Source organism: Ruegeria sp. YTSA144 (genome assembly GCF_059610125.1).
In genome coordinates, this window is the sequence record NZ_JBXWNA010000001.1 from 662,879 (window position 1) to 682,178 (window position 19,300).

20 protein-coding genes are annotated in these 19,300 nt (G+C 58.7%); 5 read left to right on the forward strand and 15 right to left on the reverse strand.

Annotated features, from left to right (window positions below; genetic code table 11):
- The first annotated feature begins 21 nt into the window (after positions 1–21).
- Together AC2FF8_RS03400 and AC2FF8_RS03405 are read left to right on the forward strand one after the other, a co-directional pair.
- Positions 22–954, forward strand: coding sequence for an AEC family transporter (locus tag AC2FF8_RS03400; RefSeq protein WP_496878915.1), 933 nt, complete (start codon positions 22–24; stop codon positions 952–954).
- Positions 955–1,015: 61 nt separating this feature from the next.
- On the forward strand, positions 1,016–1,714 hold the full coding sequence (locus AC2FF8_RS03405; RefSeq protein ID WP_496878916.1) for a CbiX/SirB N-terminal domain-containing protein: 699 nt from the start codon (positions 1,016–1,018) through the stop codon (positions 1,712–1,714).
- 38 nt (positions 1,715–1,752) lie between these two features.
- Here the strand turns inward: AC2FF8_RS03405 and AC2FF8_RS03410 are convergent, their stop codons facing one another.
- The 5 genes from AC2FF8_RS03410 to AC2FF8_RS03430 all read right to left on the reverse strand — a co-directional run bounded on the left by AC2FF8_RS03410 (position 1,753) and on the right by AC2FF8_RS03430 (position 6,128).
- A complete protein-coding gene (locus AC2FF8_RS03410) occupies positions 1,753–2,745 on the reverse strand; it encodes a diguanylate cyclase domain-containing protein (protein WP_496878917.1) in 993 nt (330 codons plus the stop codon).
- Positions 2,742–3,329 carry a heme NO-binding domain-containing protein gene (locus tag AC2FF8_RS03415; RefSeq protein WP_496878918.1) on the reverse strand — a complete coding sequence of 196 codons (588 nt, stop codon included), beginning with the start codon at positions 3,327–3,329 and terminating at the stop codon, positions 2,742–2,744. The genes AC2FF8_RS03410 and AC2FF8_RS03415 overlap by 4 nt, the downstream gene beginning before the upstream one ends.
- Before the next feature lie 118 nt (positions 3,330–3,447).
- Positions 3,448–5,007, reverse strand: a complete 1,560-nt coding sequence (locus tag AC2FF8_RS03420) for a trimethylamine methyltransferase family protein (RefSeq protein WP_170343804.1) — start codon at positions 5,005–5,007, stop codon at positions 3,448–3,450.
- Between the two features lie 118 nt (positions 5,008–5,125).
- Complete coding sequence (locus AC2FF8_RS03425; protein ID WP_496878919.1) at positions 5,126–5,818, reverse strand: HAD family hydrolase; 693 nt, start codon at positions 5,816–5,818, stop codon at positions 5,126–5,128.
- A gap of 25 nt (positions 5,819–5,843) precedes the next feature.
- Entirely contained in the window at positions 5,844–6,128 is a 285-nt protein-coding gene (locus AC2FF8_RS03430; RefSeq protein WP_170343802.1) for a DUF3572 domain-containing protein, read from the reverse strand.
- Positions 6,129–6,216: 88 nt separating this feature from the next.
- Here AC2FF8_RS03430 and AC2FF8_RS03435 point away from each other — a divergent pair, with 88 nt between their 5' ends.
- The gene (locus AC2FF8_RS03435; RefSeq protein WP_496878920.1) at positions 6,217–7,617 is read left to right on the forward strand and encodes a diguanylate cyclase; all 1,401 of its coding nucleotides are present in this window, start codon (positions 6,217–6,219) and stop codon (positions 7,615–7,617) included.
- Between the two features lie 5 nt (positions 7,618–7,622).
- Here the strand turns inward: AC2FF8_RS03435 and AC2FF8_RS03440 are convergent, their stop codons facing one another.
- Genes AC2FF8_RS03440 through AC2FF8_RS03455 form a run of 4 tightly spaced genes read right to left on the reverse strand, consistent with a single transcriptional unit; the run spans position 7,623 to position 9,530 of the window.
- The gene (locus AC2FF8_RS03440; protein WP_496878921.1) at positions 7,623–8,096 is read right to left on the reverse strand and encodes a periplasmic heavy metal sensor; all 474 of its coding nucleotides are present in this window, start codon (positions 8,094–8,096) and stop codon (positions 7,623–7,625) included.
- Complete coding sequence (locus tag AC2FF8_RS03445; RefSeq protein WP_170343799.1) at positions 8,093–8,446, reverse strand: hypothetical protein; 354 nt, start codon at positions 8,444–8,446, stop codon at positions 8,093–8,095. The genes AC2FF8_RS03440 and AC2FF8_RS03445 overlap by 4 nt, the downstream gene beginning before the upstream one ends.
- Positions 8,436–9,053 carry an RNA polymerase sigma factor gene (locus AC2FF8_RS03450; RefSeq protein WP_425078551.1) on the reverse strand — a complete coding sequence of 206 codons (618 nt, stop codon included), beginning with the start codon at positions 9,051–9,053 and terminating at the stop codon, positions 8,436–8,438. Before AC2FF8_RS03450 ends, AC2FF8_RS03445 begins: the two co-directional genes overlap by 11 nt.
- Before the next feature lie 6 nt (positions 9,054–9,059).
- Entirely contained in the window at positions 9,060–9,530 is a 471-nt protein-coding gene (locus AC2FF8_RS03455; RefSeq protein ID WP_496878922.1) for an EF-hand domain-containing protein, read from the reverse strand.
- Between the two features lie 218 nt (positions 9,531–9,748).
- Here AC2FF8_RS03455 and AC2FF8_RS03460 point away from each other — a divergent pair, with 218 nt between their 5' ends.
- Together AC2FF8_RS03460 and AC2FF8_RS03465 are read left to right on the forward strand one after the other, a co-directional pair.
- On the forward strand, positions 9,749–10,147 hold the full coding sequence (locus AC2FF8_RS03460) for a DUF983 domain-containing protein (protein ID WP_496878923.1): 399 nt from the start codon (positions 9,749–9,751) through the stop codon (positions 10,145–10,147).
- A gap of 25 nt (positions 10,148–10,172) precedes the next feature.
- Positions 10,173–10,874 (forward strand): NUDIX hydrolase, encoded by a 702-nt coding sequence (locus AC2FF8_RS03465; protein ID WP_496878924.1) that lies wholly within the window; start codon positions 10,173–10,175, stop codon positions 10,872–10,874.
- A 10-nt stretch (positions 10,875–10,884) separates the two neighbouring features.
- Here AC2FF8_RS03465 and AC2FF8_RS03470 read toward each other — a convergent pair whose 3' ends face one another.
- From AC2FF8_RS03470 to nuoL, 6 genes are read right to left on the reverse strand one after another with little or no spacing between them, the layout of a single operon-like run.
- Positions 10,885–12,552, reverse strand: a complete 1,668-nt coding sequence (locus AC2FF8_RS03470; RefSeq protein ID WP_257599029.1) for a ribonuclease J — start codon at positions 12,550–12,552, stop codon at positions 10,885–10,887.
- Complete coding sequence (locus AC2FF8_RS03475) at positions 12,549–13,328, reverse strand: type III pantothenate kinase (RefSeq protein WP_117868414.1); 780 nt, start codon at positions 13,326–13,328, stop codon at positions 12,549–12,551. The genes AC2FF8_RS03470 and AC2FF8_RS03475 overlap by 4 nt, the downstream gene beginning before the upstream one ends.
- A gap of 11 nt (positions 13,329–13,339) precedes the next feature.
- On the reverse strand, positions 13,340–14,089 hold the full coding sequence (locus AC2FF8_RS03480; protein ID WP_496878925.1) for a biotin--[acetyl-CoA-carboxylase] ligase: 750 nt from the start codon (positions 14,087–14,089) through the stop codon (positions 13,340–13,342).
- 54 nt (positions 14,090–14,143) lie between these two features.
- A complete protein-coding gene (gene nuoN, locus AC2FF8_RS03485) occupies positions 14,144–15,586 on the reverse strand; it encodes an NADH-quinone oxidoreductase subunit NuoN (protein ID WP_117868412.1) in 1,443 nt (480 codons plus the stop codon).
- Positions 15,587–15,601: 15 nt separating this feature from the next.
- Positions 15,602–17,146, reverse strand: coding sequence for an NADH-quinone oxidoreductase subunit M (locus AC2FF8_RS03490; RefSeq protein ID WP_496878926.1), 1,545 nt, complete (start codon positions 17,144–17,146; stop codon positions 15,602–15,604).
- Positions 17,146–19,299: an NADH-quinone oxidoreductase subunit L gene (gene nuoL / locus AC2FF8_RS03495; RefSeq protein WP_496878927.1), complete on the reverse strand. Its 2,154-nt coding sequence runs from the start codon at positions 19,297–19,299 to the stop codon at positions 17,146–17,148. Before nuoL ends, AC2FF8_RS03490 begins: the two co-directional genes overlap by 1 nt.
- Position 19,300 lies beyond the last annotated feature (1 nt).

The following is a 19,300-nucleotide window of genomic DNA, read 5'->3' on the forward strand; positions in this document are numbered from 1 at the left end:
GGTCCGTCGCGGGAGGGTCACATGCTGCAAAGCCTGATCGACGTCATTCTTCCGGTTTTCCTTGTAATCGGGGCCGGGTATACGGCAACCCGCACGGGGTACTTCAAACAAGCGCATGTCGATGGGCTGATGAAGTTCACCCAAGGCTTTGCGATTCCCTGCCTTTTGTTCCTGGCCATCGCGCATCTGGACCTCGGCGCCAGTTTCGACCCCCGTCTATTGGCCAGTTTCTATTCCGCTGCCGCCCTGTGTTTCACGGCAGGTCTGTTCGGCGCACGCATCATTTTCGGGCGCGACTGGGAGGATTGCGTCGCCATCGGGTTTTGTTGCCTGTTCTCGAACTCTGTCCTCTTGGGCTTGCCGATTACCGAACGCGCATATGGGCCCGAGAACCTGACGGGCAACTACGCGATCATCGCCTTCCATTCTCCGTTTTGTTACGGCGTCGGGATCACGGTGATGGAGGTCGTGCGAAGTCGCGGTCATGGAGGCATCCGCATGGCACGGTCTGTTTTGTCCGCAATGTTCAAGAACGCGCTGATCCTTGGTATTGCCCTTGGGTTTCTGGTCAACCTGTCCGATCTGGCGATCCCTGCCGTGGTCGACGAAGCGCTGGGGTTGATCACCCGTGCTGCCCTGCCCGGGGCGTTGTTTGCCTTGGGCGGAGTGCTGGTCAAATACAAGCCCGAGGGCGACCTGCGCACCATCGCATATGTTTGCTGTATCTCGTTGATGCTGCATCCCAGCCTGGTGTGGATGTTCGGCAAATCCGTGGGCCTGCCGCAGGACCTGTTTCGGTCGGGCGTATTGAATGCCGCCATGGCTCCGGGTTTCAACGCCTATATTTTCGCCAATATGTATGGTCGCGCAAAACGGGTCGCAGCGTCGGCCGTACTTATCGGAACAGCCTCGTCCATTCTGACCGTCTGGCTATGGCTGACACTTCTGGGCTAACTGTGGTGTTGACTTCAGGTCGACGTGAAACACCTATCGCGCAACGCAGCAGGAGATCCGAATGTCACATGCAATTATCGTCGCTCATGGCCAACCGTCTGATCCGGAACCGGCGGAAGCTGCACTTGCTGCATTCGCAGCCAAGGTCAACGCGCTGACCCAGCATGTGGCGGTGCATTCGGCCACTCTGGCCGCGCCGGGCGCGTTGGAGGCGAAGCTGGACCGCGCGCCCGAAAATTCGGTCATCTATCCACTTTTCATGGCAAAGGGGTGGTTTGTCACCAGCGCGTTACCCAAACGGCTTGGGCACCATCCGGCAAAGATTTTGGACCCGCTTGGAATTGACCCGGACCTGCCGGCGCTGACCGCAGAGGCCCTGCAATCGGAATTGTCCGACAAACACTGGGCCGCTGGGTCCACCGATCTAGTCATTGCCGCGCATGGTTCCGGGCGCAGCCGGAACCCGTCGTCCGTGGCGTTGCAGTTTGCGAAACAGCTTGCGGGATTGGTGGCTTTCAAATCTGTTCGCGTCGGTTTCGTCGAAGAGCCACCTTCCATATCTGACGCCGCCAACGGCACCGAAGATCAGGCGCTGTGCCTTCCGTTCTTTGCCTGTGCCGGAGGGCACGTGCAGGAAGACGTCCCGCAAGAGCTGGATCGCGCGGGGTTTTCAGGCGTGGTCCTGCCGGTGGTGGGAGAGTTGCCTCCGATCCGGCAACAGATAGCCAAGAAGATAAATGAGGCATTCGATTCAGCCTGAAGCCCCGATACGTTGCCCATCGTGTTTCCCGGGCGAATTCAGGTTTGCGCCTTGCTCAACGCTGAATACATGCGGTGGCATGACCGGCCGTCACGTTTGGCCTGATAAAGGGCCAAATCTGCTGCGTGAAGAATGTCGGCGGCGTTGGGGCAGTCGAACTGCGTGGACAAGGCGGTGCCAATACTGGCCGAGATCGTACAGCTTTGATTCTGAAACGTCATCGGTTCATTCAACTTTGATATCAGACGCCCAGCAATGCAGGCCAGAGTATCTTTCCGAGTCAGATCTTTGAAAACAATAACGAATTCATCCCCGCCGACCCGGGCCACAGTGTCGTTGCTTCGTGTTTCCTCCTGCATGATGCGGGCGGCCTGCTGCAAGACGAAATCACCAGCCGCATGACCCAGCTTGTCATTCACGGCTTTGAAAAAATCCAGATCCAGATGCATGAGCGCGAAGGTGGAATTTCCCGAGATCAAATGCTCGAGCAAGTGATCCATTGCCCTGCGGTTCTTCAGTCCGGTCAACGTGTCGGTATAGGCCTGCTCTTCGGCTGCAAGCATCGCACCCTGTAGCCGAAGGTTGAGAGAGCGGGATGCCTCCATCGCGGCGGATTTGGCTTCGACCAGATACAACAGCTCGATCGCCAGATCCGTGCCCGAGAAATCAGCACTAGTCAGCGCATAGTCCCGTACCGCATCCAAGATCGAGATACCAAATGACAGATTGATGACCGCACCACCTGAATGCGGCAAAGGAGCAACCAGGCCTTTGAGGGTTGTACGGGGTTCATCATGGAACCTCAGGTGCAGCTTCGCCCCCGCCATTGACATCAGGGCGGGAACGGTTGTGATCGTTCTGGGGCGGATCAGTTCAAATACATCCAGAAAACCCTGCCCCACCAGCGGCAATTCAGGTCGCAACTTTTGCAGGGTCGGACCAGCTTGTTGAATATGCCCGTTTTGGTCCACCAACAGGAACATCGGGCAAAGCGTTTCCAGCAGACCAGCCAGTTCTTGGGTATCTGTCATCCGTTCCGAGCCCCCAGATCAAAATGCCGCCCCTCAGCAAATGCGCTTTCAACCAACATGATGGAAATGACGTCACTCCCTTGCTGCTGCCCCTCGTGTGACAGCATCACCAGCGCACCATAGTCATCCGCCATTGCGCGCAGGACCCCAACCATGACATTGGAGTACCCGGGCAGGCCCGGGGAACAACTCAGTTGAAATTCCGTGGCTGACAGCTCTTTCAGTTCCAAGGTCGGCAGGGTCAAATCAGACACCGCCAGCCGTACGCGGTCCGCCAGATCGTCGAGCGAATGAAGAAACTCGACATAGCTGACGCCGCCAAACCTGAGAAGGCGGCGCAGCCCTTCCATATTCGGGTGAGACACGAGATACGTTCCCAAGTCCTCAAAGACTTCGGCTTGCGGCCGGTCGAGGTCGGCGCTCAGCGCCTCCATTACCTTGGACGTCATGTCATCGTCATAGACGAGCATGGCTTCAAACTCGACAAACCCCAGCCGCGCGGCGTCGGTCACGCGCAACCAGCAGGATCGCCCGTAGGTCGCACAGACAAAGGACTGTATCGCCCGATTGATCAGACCATGCATCAGATGCCCCAGATTTGTGTCCTGTGCACTGTGGCCGGAAAAACCTTAACAAATAGCCAAAATCCACCCTGAGTTGTAGCGAATTCAACCGAGTATCAACTCGATACCACCCGTCCGGTCAGAAATCCGTGGGCGCGCCGCCTTCCGCTTTGCGGCGTTCGACAAAAGCGGCCAGTTCCTCGCGAATACCTTCATCCATCGGGGGGGCTTCAAAACTTGAGATGATCTCCTTGAACATGTGATGCGCGCGTTCTGCGGTCCAGATACCGCCGGCGACCTCCCATCCTTCATAGTTTTTCCAGTCACTCAGGAAGGGTTGATAGAACGCCGTGGTATAGCGATCCTGCGTATGCTGAATGCCGAAGAAATGGCCGTCATTGCCGACTGCCCTGATCGCATCCAGGGCAATCTCGTCCGGCCCTGTGGCGGTCAACTCGGGGTTCATATAGCGTTGAATTTGCTGTAGGATTTCGCAGTCCATGATGAACTTTTCCGGGCTGGCGATCAGACCGCCCTCAAGCCAACCGGCTGCGTGGTAGACCATATTGGTGCCCGATTGCACGGCTGCCCAAAGCGAGTTCGAAGTCTCCCACACCGACTGGCCGTCCGGCACATTGGCAGCACAAACACCCGAAGACCGCATGGGCAAACCATAGAACCGCGCCATCTGGCCGGTCATCTGGGTCGAACGCATGTATTCCGGTGTTCCAAAGGCCGGCGCGCCGGACTTCATGTCCACATTCGACGTGAAGGTACCGATCACACAAGGGATACCCGGGCGCACATATTGGAACAGCGCAATGGCACACAGCGCTTCGGCCAGGGACTGCGCCACTGCGCCTGCCATGGTTACGGGTGCCATGGCCCCGGCAAGCGTAAAGGGTGTGACTACAATCGCTTGTCCCCGCCGTGCCAGGCGCAAGCATCCGTCTATCATCGGGTGATCGTGTTTCAGCGGCGAGGTTGAGTTGATATTGGTGTACATGCGCGGCGCGGCTTCGAACTCTTCGTGGCTCAAACCGCCTGCAATGCGCACCATTTCCATGACATCTTCGACACGTTCCTTGCCCAGCGAATAGGCGTGCATCGCCTTGTCGGTCAGGGTCAGCTTGTCGTACAGCACGTCCAGATGGCGGACGCTGGCGTGGATATCGACCGGCTCGACCGGGTATCCGCCGGCGAAATGGATGCAGTTGAAATATTGCGTCAGCTTCAGAAGATTCCGGCACATCTCGCGATTGCCCGGCACTTTTTTCCCGATCTCCATGTCCCAGTAGTTCGGCGGGGAAGAGACGTTGCCGAACAGGATGTTCTTCCCCCCGATTTCGATCTTGCGATCCAGATTGCGAGGGGTGATCGAAAACCGGCTGGGAGCCTTGGCGATCATCTCCATGACAAAGTCCCGCCCCATGCGGACATTGTCGCCGTCGATGGTACAACCGGCTTCGCGCAGGATGCCTATTGCCTCTTCGTTGTAAAACTCGATCCCGATCTCTTCGAGGATCCGCATCGCCCCTTCATGGATCGCTTCGATGCCGGCCTGATCCAAAGGTTCCGTAGGTCGATCGATGTTGACCGGCGGATCCCAGGGCATCTGGTCAATCGCTGCACTGCCTCTGCGCGCAGCCGCCCCTGCACGCCCTCCTCCGCGGCGCTTGCGTGTTTTGGTCTCGGCCATCGGTGCCTCCTGTTCTTGCTTTCGTCAAGCAAGCCCCGAAGAGACGCCTATGGCCGCTCCGTCTGCGACAGAATTTGTCGGTTTTTCATTCCATTCCGTCGAAACCCGGGTTTGACAATCAACTTTTGGTCAACCATTCGGGAATATGTCCGATATCCGGCAAAATCACATCCGCCATCGGAGCCAATGCATCGGCCTCGGCCAAACCGGTCAGAACGCCTACGGTGGTCATCCCCGCCGCACGCCCGGCCTGCAAATCATGAAGGCTGTCACCCACCATCGCGATACGAGATGGCTCGACCCCGATATGGGCGGCAAAGGCCAGCAACTGGCCCGGTCCCGGCTTGAACCCGTGACCGCTGTCATACCCGGCGACGAAATCGAAATGCCCCCTTATCCCGACAGATTCGAGATGCTGCAAAGCGGGATGCTCACTGTCATTCGTCGCAACGCCCAGCTTTATTCCGGCATTTTGCAGACCTTCCAGGAAAGGAACCAATGGCACCGCGGGCACCTGCGGGGCCGAGGCGGCCTCGGAGTTCATCAAATCGATGATCTCCTGCAAGATCACGCCATCGACATGGGCAATCAGAACCTCTGCGATTTCCTCGACCGTGGCGGCGATTACAATGCTGTCTTCGGTATACTTCCCTTGCTCGAAATCATATCCGATGACACGGCCAAGCTCGGTCGCGCGATCTTCGTCCCCGTTGGACAGGCGCAACAGCATGGAGCGTCCGAACCCTCCCCACGTGTTTGCAAAGTCAAACAGCGTGCCATCTTTGTCAAAGATGATCGCATCTATCGGCATCCGGTGCTCCTGCGGAAAAATAGGGTTATGTCCAGTGTACCTCAGCGCCGCCGGACAATACCGCCCTTGCCTGGGCGGGAAGATCATAGGCGAGTGAATTAGCGTCACAAAACGCCATGACCCACGAATCGTCAAGCACCAGAAAATCAAGAACCGACGCCAGAAACTCGGGATCGCCTGCCCGATCGCGCACATCCTCGATCGATGCCCCCGTGGAGCCCAGAAAAACAGGCAAAAGCTCGTCATTGCCGACCAGCCAGGCCAGGGCCGTCAGTGCAAGAGTTTCGGCGGAATCAGAGGATATCGGCATAAACTTGGGTCAGATTCGGTCTTGGAAAGGGTTTGTTAACCAGAGTCATAAACACTTTGTTCACGCATGCAATCAACGGTGAACAACTATGTCTGTGCAGGGAACCATCCTTGTCCTCGACGGGGTATCGACCAATCGCATCATGCTGAAGGTTCAGCTGACGGCGGCCTGGTATCACGTGGTGCAGGGTGAAAAGCTTGAAGGTTTGCCCGCACTGGTGCGGCGTACGCAACCGGATCTGGTTCTGACGGCCCAGACGTTACCGGATGGAACCGCTGCGGATGTGAAGAAGGCGATCGTGAAGGAACCCGGCCTTGACGACGTTCCGGTCGTGGCGATTGCCGCGCAAAATGACCGGGACGCCCGGCTGCGGGCGTTGAAGGACGGGCTGGATGATGTGTTGACGCACCCGTTCAAAGACACTTTATTGTTGGCGCGCATTCGCAGCCTTTTGCGTGCCCGTGCGGTCACTCAGGATTTGCAGGTCAGCAACGGATCGCAACCGATCGGCTTCGCAGAGCCGGCCCCGACGATCATCAGACCCTCCAAAGCGGCGCGGGTTGATATTCTGACCCACACGGCCCGAACCGGCGCCCTTTGGCAAAAGGCCCTGAATGATCAACGTCAATTTGATCTGAACTGGCATCTTCAGTCAAACCTGCGTGGTGTATTGTCCGGGTCTGTTCCTGATGCGATCGTGGTTGAGCTGGGGTCGAACCCGGCCGGCCTGAATATCCTTGCCGACCTGAGATCACGCGGCGTGACCCGGCACACAGTTTTGATCGGGGTGCTGAAAGACGAAGACGCCGGACAGGCTTCGGAAGCTCTGGACCGAGGGGCCGATGCCGTCTGTCTCGGCGGGTTCTGCGCGCAGGAGATCCTGCTGCGGCTTGAAAACCAGATTGCCCGCAAGACGCGGCTGGATCAGATGCGGGTCTCTCTCAAAAGGGGCATCGCGGAATCTTGGATCGACCCGTTGACCGGGCTGCACAATCGCCGCTACGCCATGCGCGCGCTGGATCAGATCGCGCGCCAATCCGCCAGAACGGGGCGCAGTTTTGCCATCATGCTGGCCGATCTGGATCACTTCAAGGCAATCAATGATGGCCATGGCCATGCAAGCGGCGATTACGTTTTGACGCAAGCAGCGGAACGAATGCAAAATGCCTTGGGGTCCCGTGGCTTTGTCGCTCGCATCGGCGGTGAAGAGTTCATGATCGGGGTGCCGGATGTGTCGCCCAAACAGGCGTTGAACCTGGCCGAAACCGTTTGTGACAGCATTTGTCAGTCCCCGTTCCTGTTACCGGACCATGGGGCACAGGTTGATGTGACGGTCAGTATCGGGTTGAAACTGTCTCAGGCCAGTTTTACCCGGCAAGACTGTGCGGCCGAAAGCGTGGAAAACCTGATCAAGTCCGCGGATAAAGCGCTTTATGCTGCGAAGAAAGCAGGGCGCAATCAGGTGAGTATCAGGCAAAGTGCCGCCTGATCTGTTCAGTCTCTTTTCTTGTGCCCATGCGGCCCGCGTTTGACGACCTCCTGTAAGCGGTCTGCATAGGCCTGCCGTTCATCATCACTCATGGCGGTCACACGTGCCAGCCATTGCGTTTGCAAAGCCTGCTGTAAATCGGCGGTGGCCTGCGCTTGTTGTTGCAACAGAACCTGAACGGCGACCGGGTCGAAGGGCGTTGCGCGCAAAGCCTGACTGAGCGCTTCAAAATCCTGAGCGCGAACCTTGGACCCTTTTTTGTGCAGGCCCGTCAGCTCGCCCCGCATCGCCTTTCGATCATCCTTGGGCAGGGCCCGGTACAACGCGGGGCCGAAGCCGGGCGGTGATTTGGCATGATCCCCACCTTTGAGGCGCAATACCGTTCCAACAGCGACACCGACAACCAGCAGGTTCAGCGCCAGTGACAGGACCAGGACGACAGGAACCCACCTGCGTTTGGGCTTGGGATCAGCGTTCATTCCGTGCTCTCCAGAAAACTCGAGTCAAATCCAAGGTCGGCCACGAGGAAGGATGTCTCCTCCGACGCCAACAGGTTGGCCGGGTCCGGCAGAAAGGCTGGTGCGGAAAACCCGATCCAGACACCCGCAGCACTTGCGGCGACAAGCCCGCCAAGGCCCTGCCATCCCCCTACACTGCTTATCAACCTGTTCCATATCGAAGGCATCGGGCGCGGCGCAGGCGCAAGGCGACCGAGGCGAACAGTTTCAGCATCCATCTGGATTCGCACGGCAAGATCGTCCGGCAGTGCCGGTCGCTGCCGCTGTGCCCGTGCAAACAAATGATCCAGTTGCAGGTCTTCATCCGCCATTTTCATACCCCAGTTCTTCACGTCGTCCGGCCAAAATCGCGGTCAGGCTGCGCTTGCCTCTTGCGGTCAGGCTTTCAACTGCTTCTACCGAAATGCCCATGATCCCGGCAATTTCGGGGTTGGGCAGCTCTTCAATATGGCGCAGCACGACCGCTTGTCGCTGCCGCTCGGGCAGCTCGGCCAGAGCCGACTGCAAGGCATCCTTGCGCGCCTCATCCTGCATACGGTCAACCACGCTGGCCTTGCCGTCTTCAGGTTCGGGAACGTCCGACAACCTGTCGGGTGTCTTCTTGCGCCTGATGTCCACACACAGGTTCAACGTCACCCGGTACAGCCAGGTCGAAACCTTGGCCTGACCCGACACCCAATTCGGCGCCATCTGCCACAACCGCATCATCGCATCCTGCGTCACGTCTTCCGCCTCGGCGCGATTACCCAACATGCGCAATGCAACCGAATAACAGCGTGGCCCCAAACGATCGGTCAGGATGCGCGCAGCCCCCGCCTCGCCGTCGGCGAATTGCCTCAGCAACGCATCGTCGCTGAGAGTGCTCGCGGCGCAATCCGCACCGCGAGCGTCTTGTGGGTGGGAGGTCAGGTCCTCCATCCTGCATCAGTTATCGCTTGCGTTCGACTTGTGATGCTTTTTCTTTTGGTGCCGTCCCATCCGGTCCTTGGCATCGGCAAATTCCTGTTCCGAGATTCCGCCACTGTTGTCCGCATCCATCCGATCAAACATCTTGGCAGCCCGGCGCGGTTTCGGCAACTCATCCTGGCTGAGGAAGCCATCTTTGTTCGCGTCGTTGTTTTCGAACATCCTGGAAACCCGATCGCTTGCTTTCTTTTGGGCAGCGGCCTGCATCTCTTCCTGGCTCAGCTGTCCATCCCCATTTGTGTCTGACTCGGTGAAACGCGCGGTGCGGTGCGCCTCCATCTCCTGTTGCGTCACCTGACCATCGCCATTGGCGTCCAGTTCCTGAAAGGACACCGGCTCGCGGCCACCCGGACCAGCGGCCAGAACAGAAGTACCGGTAATCGCAACCGCCGACATGACAATGGCCGAGATGAATGTAACGTTTTTCATTTCCGTTTCCTTTTGTTGACGCGGCCCGAGTGCCGCCGCTCATACCCATTCAAACGGGCTGCGCCAGGAATTCCGTCGCTGAAGTCGATATTATTTTGAAAGTTTCGGAATCGCCCCAATTCGACGTGTCGGGCAGACGTTGCAAAGCGACGCACCCCCCTTTTAAAATTTCACGATCAGGCCCATTATCCGCAAAAGATTAATGCGCGAGTTACATTATGACGGATCAGACGATCGAGACGACCTCTGAAAATGAGCGTGAGACATGGCCCGCCCTGGTCAAGGGTTTTCGCTGCAAATGCCCCAACTGCGGGGAAGGCAAACTGTTGCACAGCTATCTCAAGGTCAATGACTCCTGCTCGAACTGCGGGCAGGAACTGTTTCATCATCGCGCTGATGACGGGCCTGCCTACCTGACAATCCTGCTGGTCGGCCATCTGCTGGCGCCGGCTCTGCACGTGTCGTACGTGCATTGGCGGCCCGATCCGTGGACGATGGCCATTGGCTTCTCCATCGCCTGCGTTGCCCTGTCCCTGTTCCTGTTGCCGCGCCTGAAAGGTGCCGTGGTGGCGTATCAGTGGGCGCGTCGCATGCATGGCTTTGAAAAATCCGCGTGAACCGAACCAGTTGATCAGTTTGGACATGACACCCGACAAAACCGCCATCCGGGACGCAGCGACGGTTATCGTGCTGCGGGACAGATGGACAAACCCCTCGATCCTTATGGGGCAACGCGGGTCCAAAGCGGCGTTCATGCCGAACAAGTTCGTCTTTCCCGGTGGCGCGGTTGATCCGGCTGACGCGGATGTTCCATTGGCAACGGACTTGCCGGATCTGTGCTTTGAACGTTTGGGCGAACAGGCCGAGCCGGGGATTCAACGCGCCCTCGCCGCTGCCGCCATACGTGAACTTTGGGAAGAAACTGGCCTTGTTCTCGGTCAGCCGGGCACATGGCCCGGTCATGTTCCTGACGATTGGCAGAGCTTTGCCGCGTTGGGTTACCTGCCAACTGCGGCTGCGCTTCAGTTCGTCTTTCGCGCCGTAACTCCACCGGGCCGTCCCCGCCGGTTCGATGCGCGGTTCTTTCTGGTCGACGCCGAAGCCCTGCAAGGTGATGTGGATGATTTCAGTCACGCCTCGGATGAACTGTCGCACCTGCAATGGGTGCAACTGGATCGCGCACGGGATCTGGATCTGCCGTTTATCACCGAGGTCGTTCTGGCGGAAATAGCGGCCCGGGTTACGTCCCCCGAGCCGCCATCGTCGGTTCCATTCTACAAAAACAACGAAGAAGCCAACCTGTTCCTGCGTCTCAGGGGCTATCCGATGCCAACCCACGACTGACGGATCGGTTTCACCGCATCCGGCTGACCACCACCGTCACTTCGGGCTTTTTGCCAATTTCGGCTTTGGCTGTCTGCCGCACTATGCGCCGCATTTCTTCTTCCAGCTTGTCGTCATCGCGCAGGGTCTTGGCAGCGGCCCGCATCAGGAACTGGTTCAGATCCTCTTCCAGCACTTCGACCAACGCCGCACGGGACGTGCCGGTTTCGGGCAGCCCCATGGTGTCGCACCACGGCTCGCCCAGCGGTTCGTCTTCTTCGTCCAGAACCACCGTCACCGTAACATGGCCGTTCAAAGCCATGCGGATACGATCCCGCACAACGCCGTCAAGGGCACCGATCTTCACGGTGCCGTCCAGATATGTGCGACCGGTTTCGACATAGTCGACGACCACAGGCGCATTGCCGCTGAGATCCAGCATGGTGCCGTTCACCGCCAGCACTCCGGTTCTGCCGCCTTGCTCAGCCAGTTTGACGTGTTCGCGCAGATGGCGGTGCTCACCATGCATCGGGATAACAATTTGCGGGTCGGTCAGTGCGTGCACTTTCTCAAGATCAGGCCGGTTGGCATGGCCCGAGACGTGATACAGACCCGAACTGTCATCGACGACATCCACACCCTTTTCGCTGAGCTGGTTCATGATGAAGATCACGCCCCGCTCGTTACCGGGAATGGTTTTCGAGGAAAACAGGAACAGATCGCCCTCGGCCAGTTCCAGACCGCGGTATTTGCCACGGGCCAGTTGGGCGCTGGCAGCACGGCGTTCCCCCTGGCTGCCGGTCACGATCAGCATCAGGTTCTGACGCGGAAGGTCCAGAGCTTCCTCGGCGCTGATCACCTTTGGGAAATCCGCAAGAATACCGGTTTCGGTCGCGGCTTCGATCATCCTGCGCATCGCGCGACCCAGCAGAACGACGGAACGCCCGGCCTGTGCACCCGCTTCGGCCAGCGTTTTGACCCGCGCGACGTTTGAGGCAAAGGTGGTTGCCACGACCATGCCTTCCGCGCCTTCGACCAGCTTGACGATCTCGGGGCCAACTTCGGATTCTGAACGTCCCGGATGGGTCGAAAACACGTTCGTACTGTCACAGACCAGCGCCTTGACGCCGGGCTTGGCGACCTCGGCCCACAGGTCAGGATCAAAAGCCTCTCCAACGACCGGTGCTGCATCGAGCTTGAAGTCGCCCGAATGCACGACACGCCCCGCGGGTGTATCGATGACCAATGCGGCACTTTCGGGAATCGAGTGCGAAACCGGAAGGAAGCCGACGGTGAACGGCCCGACGGACACCTGTTCAGGCCAGGCGGAAACGGTCGTCACCGCCTCGGTCGGGTGCGCGTGTTCTTCCATCTTGCGGCGCGCGATATTGGCCGTGAAGGCACGCGCATAGACCGGCGCACCCAAGGCTTCGTAACAATGGGCTACGGCGCCGACATGGTCTTCATGGGCGTGCGTGATGAAAACACCGTCCAGCCGGTCGGCACGCTCTTTCAGCCATGAGATATCGGCATAGATAAGGTCAACGCCCGGCGTTGTATCCATATCGGGAAACGTCACCCCCAGATCCACAAGGATCAGGCGTTCCTTCCCCGGTTCACCATAGCCATAGACATAGGCATTCATGCCAATTTCGCCCGCGCCACCCAGCGGCAGGTAGATCAATCTTTCACTGCTCATATGGAGCCATTATCCTTGTTGTAGCGATGGATCACGGTCAGCCCGTGCATCGTCAGATCATCTTCGATTGCGTCGAACCCCACGTCGGCCTGATCGAACAAGGGGGCCAGCCCTCCGGTGCCAACGACTTTCATCGGCATTCCGTATTCGTCCTTGATCCGGGCGATCAGCCCCTCGATCAGACCGGAATATCCCCAATACACGCCCGACTGGATACAACCAACCGTATTCGTTCCGATCACCTTGTCCGGTCGGGTGATATCGATATGCGGCAGTGCTGCCGCGCCCTGGTGCAGGGCCTCAAGGCTCAGGTTTACGCCCGGGGCGATTATGCCACCCACATAGGCACCATCGGCAGCGACGACGTCGAAATTCGTTGCAGTGCCGAAATCCACGACAACCACATTGCCGCCATGACGATCAAAAGCGCCAACCGCATTGGCCAGTCGATCCGGACCGGGCACCGTGCCTTCATCCACACGCGGCGGGACAGGCAACAGGCAATCGGGTTTACCCACGACCAATGGTCGGCAACCGAAAAAACGATCGGCGAAGATGCGCAGGTTGAACACCACACGCGGCACGGTCGAGGCGATGATCACGTCGGTGATGTCCGCTTCGATCCCGTAATGCTTCACCAGCGTCGAATACCAGGTGAAATACGCGTCTGCCGTGCGCGCATGGTGGGTCGAGGTGCGCAGGGTGCACAGGAATTCCTCACCGTCCCAGATCGAGAAAACGGTATTGGTATTGCCGCAATCGATGGCCAGAAGCATCTGCGCCCCTCTCAGAAAAAGACATCCGCCGCAGGAATGCTCACGCGGCCCTTGGCGGTGTTTAAGACAAGGTTACCGCTTGCGTCCACCGTTTCGAAGGTCCCAACCGTTTCTGACGTTCCGGTCCGCGCGGTGATGACCTCGCCCAACCGGGCCGCGCGGGACAGCCAGGCGGTGCGGATCGGTTCGAACCCATAGGTAACGAATTGGGTTTCGTAGTTGGCGTAGGCCGCGGCCAGTTCAGTCAAAAAGTCCTCGGGCGAGACATGCGCACCGGTTTCCGACAAAAGTGAAACGGGGCGGAGCGCGCCGGGCTCTACCGCGTCGGCATCCGGGGCATTGGCCAGATTTACTCCGATGCCGATGGACAGATGCGCGACACCACGCCCCTGCCCCGTGCTTTCCAAAAGGATACCGGCAAGCTTGCCACCGTTCAGCAGCACGTCATTGGGCCATTTCAGCGACAGTCCGGCAGCCCGCCCGGTAACGGCGACACACGCGTCAAAAAGTGCCAGCGCCGCCACGAAACTGCGCAAGGCCGCCTGTTCCGGCACGCCCTGAGGACGCATCAGCAAGGTCGCCGCCAGGTTGCCCATCGGGTTGGCCCAGCTTCGTCCGCGCCGCCCACGCGCGGCCGTCTGATGATGCGCCATGATCCAGACGGGACCACGCGCATTCGGAGCAATCCGCGCCGCTTCGTTCAGCGTACTGTCGACTTCCTGCACCTCGTGCAGGCCATAGCCTTGGGGCCATTTTGTCATATCAAAAAGGCCCGGTCGCGCGACCGAGCCCCTCTTTCCGGTTGTGCAATACGATCAGTTGACAAGCGTGGCCGCCGCGGCTGCTGCCGCGCCCTCGACGCCGAACTGATAGAAGATACCGATCAGCATCAGGGCCGCAGACCCCATCAATGCCACCCACAGAACAGGGGTCGACCGGGTTTCGATCGGCTCTTCGTTCTCGGCCCCAAAATACATGTAGAACACGATCCGCAGGTAATAGAAGGCCCCGATGACCGAAGCGATGGCCGAGACGATCACAAGCCCGGTCAAACCAGCACTGACACCGGCCTGCCAGACGCCGAATTTCGCAAAGAAACCAAGCATCGGAGGTACGCCCGCAAGGCTGAACATCAGGATCAGCACCGCCAGCGCCTTGCCCGGATCACGCTTTGAATACTGGCGCAGAGCGTCAATGTCGGTGATGGGTTTACCGTCACGTTCCATCATCAGAATGAAGGCGAAGGTGCCGATATTCATGGTCACGTAGATGGCCAGATACATCAGCATCGCCTTGATACCCAGCTCGGTGCCGGCGGCCAGGCCAATCAGCGCATAGCCCATATGGGCGATGGACGAAAACGCCATCAGACGCTTGATATCGCGCTGCCCGATCGCGGCCACGGCACCCAGCAACATCGACAGGACAGATAGCAGGACAATCACTTGCTGCCAGTCTTTGACAATGCCGCCGAACGCGTCATGCAACAGGCGCGCGAACAACGCCATCGCCGCAACCTTGGGCGCCGTGGCAAAGAAGGCCGTGATCGGCGTAGGCGAACCTTCGTAAACGTCCGGTGTCCACATATGAAACGGAACAGCCGAGACCTTGAAGGCCAGACCCGAGATCAGGAAGATCAGGCCAAACAGCAGACCCAGCGAAACATCGCCGTGGTGAACTGTCTGGATGATGCCCGAGAACAACGTTGTACCGGTGAAGCCATAGACCAGCGACGCACCATAAAGCAGCAGACCCGAGCTCAGCGCACCCAGCACGAAATACTTCAGACCTGCCTCGGTCGATTTTGCACTGTCACGACGCAGTGCCGCCACGACATAGAGAGACAGCGATTGCAGCTCGAGGCCCATATACAGGGACATCAGATCCCCCGCGCTGACCATCATCATCATACCCACGGCGGCCAGTGCCACCAGCAACGGGTATTCAAATCGCAGCAGATCACGGCGCGCCATGTATTCCTGGCTCATGACCAGAACGGCACCCGCCGACAGCAGGATGGCAACCTTGGCAAAGCGGGCAAAGCCGTCATCGACGAACATGCCGTTGAAGGCGACGTTTGTACCCTCACCCTGAGTTGCAATCCAGATTGCCAGAAGGGCCATAAGACCTGCCGTGGTCCAGACCAGCAGAGGCGCCAGCCCGTCCTTTGTCGTATAGACAGCCCCCAGCAGCGCCGCCATCGCATAAAGCGCCAGAACGATTTCCGGCAGGATAATTGTCAGATCAGCCTGGATCATGTCTCCAAAGCTCCCTTAATGCGAAGCGGCTGTCTGGGTCGCAGCCTCAGCCGCGGCCAGAGCCGTGTCATAGTTCGAAATCAGCGCCGCTGTGGATTGCCCGATCACATCGGTCACCAGCGACGGGTAGACACCCAGCAGGATGGTCATCACGATCAGCGGGGCGAAGATCAACCGCTCGCGCGTGCTCATGTCGGTCATCGCCTTGAGGCTTTCCTTGATCAGATCGCCAAACACGACCCGGCGGTAGAGCCACAGCGCATAAGCCGCCGAGAAGATCACACCGGTCGCGGCCACCGCCGTTACCCAGGTGTTGACCTGGAACGCGCCCATCAGGGTCAGGAATTCGCCGATGAAGCCCGATGTGCCCGGCAGGCCGACATTGGCCATGGTAAACAGCATGAAGACCAGCGCGTATGCAGGCATCCGGATCACCAGACCGCCATAAGCCTCGATGTCGCGGGTGTGCATCCGGTCATAGATCACGCCGACACAGAGGAAGAGCGCGGCCGAGATGAACCCGTGGCTGAGCATCTGGAAGATCGCTCCGTCAATGCCCTGCTGGTTCGCAGCAAAGATGCCCATGGTCACAAAGCCCATATGCGCGACCGAGGAATACGCGATCAGCTTTTTCATATCCTCCTGCACTAGCGCCACCAGCGAGGTATAGACAACCGCGATGGCAGACATCCACAGCACCAGATCGGTCATCACGGCCGAACCCACCGGGAACATCGGCAGGCTGAACCGCAGGAAGCCATAGCCGCCCATCTTCAGAAGGATCGCCGCCAGTACGACCGAGCCCGCCGTGGGCGCCTGAACGTGGGCGTCCGGCAACCAGGTATGCACCGGCCACATCGGCATTTTCACCGCGAAAGAGGCAAAGAAGGCCAGGAACATCAGGGTCTGCATGCCGCCGACAACATAGATACCCAGCACGCTGAAGCCCTCGGACGAGAACTGGTGCGCCATGAGCGCGGCTATGTCCGTGGTGCCTGCATCGGCATACATTGCAACCATGGCCACCAGCATCAGGACCGAGCCAAGGAAGGTGTAGAGGAAGAACTTGAAGCTGGCGTAGATCCGATCCTTGCCACCCCAGATCCCGATGATCAGGAACATCGGGATCAGGCCCGCTTCGAAGAACAGGTAGAACAGCACCAGATCAAGCGCCATGAAGACGCCCAGCATCAGCGTTTCCAGCAGCAGGAAGGCAACCATATATTCCTTGACGCGATCCGTGACATTCCAGCTGGCCAGGATGGTCAGCGGCATGATGAAGGTGGTCAGCAGGACGAACAGAACACTGATGCCATCAACACCCATCTTGTACTTGAGGCCCATCAGCCACTCACCCTCTTCCACCATCTGGAAGCCGGGGTTCGACGGGTCAAAGCCTGTATAGATGCCGATGGAAACCAGGAAGGTCACAGTGGTGGCCAGCAGAGCAGTCCACTTGGCGTTCCGCTGTGCCGCTGCATCGTCACCCTGTAGGAACAAGGCCAGAATGCCTGCGGCGAAGGCGGGGATAAACGTGACGATCGAAAGGATATAGTCCATTAGTGGGCCCCTCCGCCGATCGACATCCAGGTCACAAGGGCCGCGATGCCCAGCACCATCCAGAAGGCATAGGTAAAGATGTACCCGGTCTGCGCCTTGCCGGCGAGGCGGGTGAAGAAGGGAACAACGCCCATTGCTACTCCGTTCAGGAAGCCATCGATTGTATTGCCGTCACCGCGTTTCCACAGGAAGCGGCCAAGCGCGACGGTGGGTTTGACGAAGATCGCATCGTAAATCTCGTCAAAGTACCATTTGTTCAGCAGGAACAGGTACAGAGGACGCTGGTTGGCGGCCAGACGTGCCGGTAGCGACGTATTCACGATGTAGAACCAGTACGCGACCACAAAGCCAAGCAACATGGCAGCGAACGGCGAAAACTTGACCCATTTCGGCGCGGCGTGCGCGTCGTCCAGAACATGGTTGTCTGGTGCCATATAGAGAGCACCCTCACCCGGCTTGCCCGCGAACACATAATGATGGTCACCGCCATGCGCGTCTTTCTCGCCATGTTCTGCATTGTCGGCATGGCTGTCAGCCGCGTGGCTTTCATCGGCATGGCTGTCTTCACCGTGCGAAGCATCCGCCGCAGCATGATCACCGGCCTCGGCATGTTCTGACGCTTCTGCCACCGGAATACCGTAGAACTTGCCGACCTTGTCCGCATGGCCGAAGAAATTGCCATACCAGATCATTCCGGCAAACACCGCACCCAGTGACAACACGCCCAAAGGCACCAACATGGTCATCGGGCTTTCATGTGCGTGGTCGTGGGTGTGCTTGTCCCCACGCGGTTTGCCGTAGAAGGTCAGGAAGATCAGACGCCAGCTGTAGAACGAGGTGAACATCGCCGCGATCACCAGCATCCAGAAGGCATAGCCAGTGCCGCCAGCATAGGCGCTTTCGATAATCGCGTCCTTCGACAGGAACCCGGCAAAACCGATCGTGGTAAGCGGAATGCCGACACCCGTGATGGCCAGCGTACCGATCATCATCGCCCAGAAGGTATAGGGGATCTTTTTGCGCAGACCGCCGTACTCCGTCATCTCCTGCTCGTGATGCATGGCGTGGATCACCGACCCCGCGCCAAGGAACAACAGCGCCTTGAAGAAAGCGTGCGTCAGCAGGTGGAACATGGCCGCCGAGTACATGCCGACACCGGCGGCAACGAACATGTATCCCAGCTGGGAACAGGTCGAATACGCAATGACGCGCTTGATATCGGTCTGTACCAGACCCACGGTTGCCGCAAAGAACGCTGTCGAAGCCCCAAGGAAGGTGATGAACCCGGTCGCGCCCGGCGCGAATTCCATCAGCGGAGACATGCGGCAGACGAGGAACACGCCCGCCGTCACCATGGTCGCGGCGTGGATCAGGGCCGACACGGGCGTCGGACCTTCCATCGCGTCGGGCAACCAGGTGTGCAGGATCAGCTGCGCCGATTTACCCATCGCGCCGATGAACAACAGAACACAGATGACTTCGACGGCGGTCCATTCGCCCCACAGGAAATGCAGCTTTTCTTCTGCCAACGCAGGCGCCGAGGCAAAGATGTCCGAGAAATTGATGCTGTCGGTCAGGAAGAACAGCGCAAAGATGCCCAGCGCAAAGCCAAAGTCACCCACACGGTTCACGATGAAGGCCTTCATCGCCGCCGCATTTGCCGACGGCTTGCGATAGTAGAAGCCGATCAGCAGGTAGGATGCGACACCCACGCCCTCCCAGCCAAAGAACATCTGCACCAGGTTGTCCGCCGTCACCAGCATCAGCATGGCGAAGGTAAAGAAGGACAGATAGGCAAAGAAGCGCGGCTTATAGCTTTCGCCTTCGCGCCATTGCGGGTCGTGATCCATGTAGCCGAAGCTGTAGAGATGCACGAGCGCCGAAACCGTGGTGACCACGATCAGCATGATGGCGGTCAGCCGGTCCAGACGAATGGCCCACGAGGTCGAGAGCGATCCGCTTTCGATCCAGCGCATGATCTCGATCTGTTGTGTGTGCCCGTCGAAGGTGAAGAACACGATCCACGACAGCAGACAGGCCAGAAACAGCAGGCCCGTGGCCGTCCACATGGCCGCTTTCTCGCCTATGAACTTCCAGCCAAAGCCGCAGATCAGCGCGCCCACGAGCGGGGCAAAGAGGATTGTGGTTTCCATG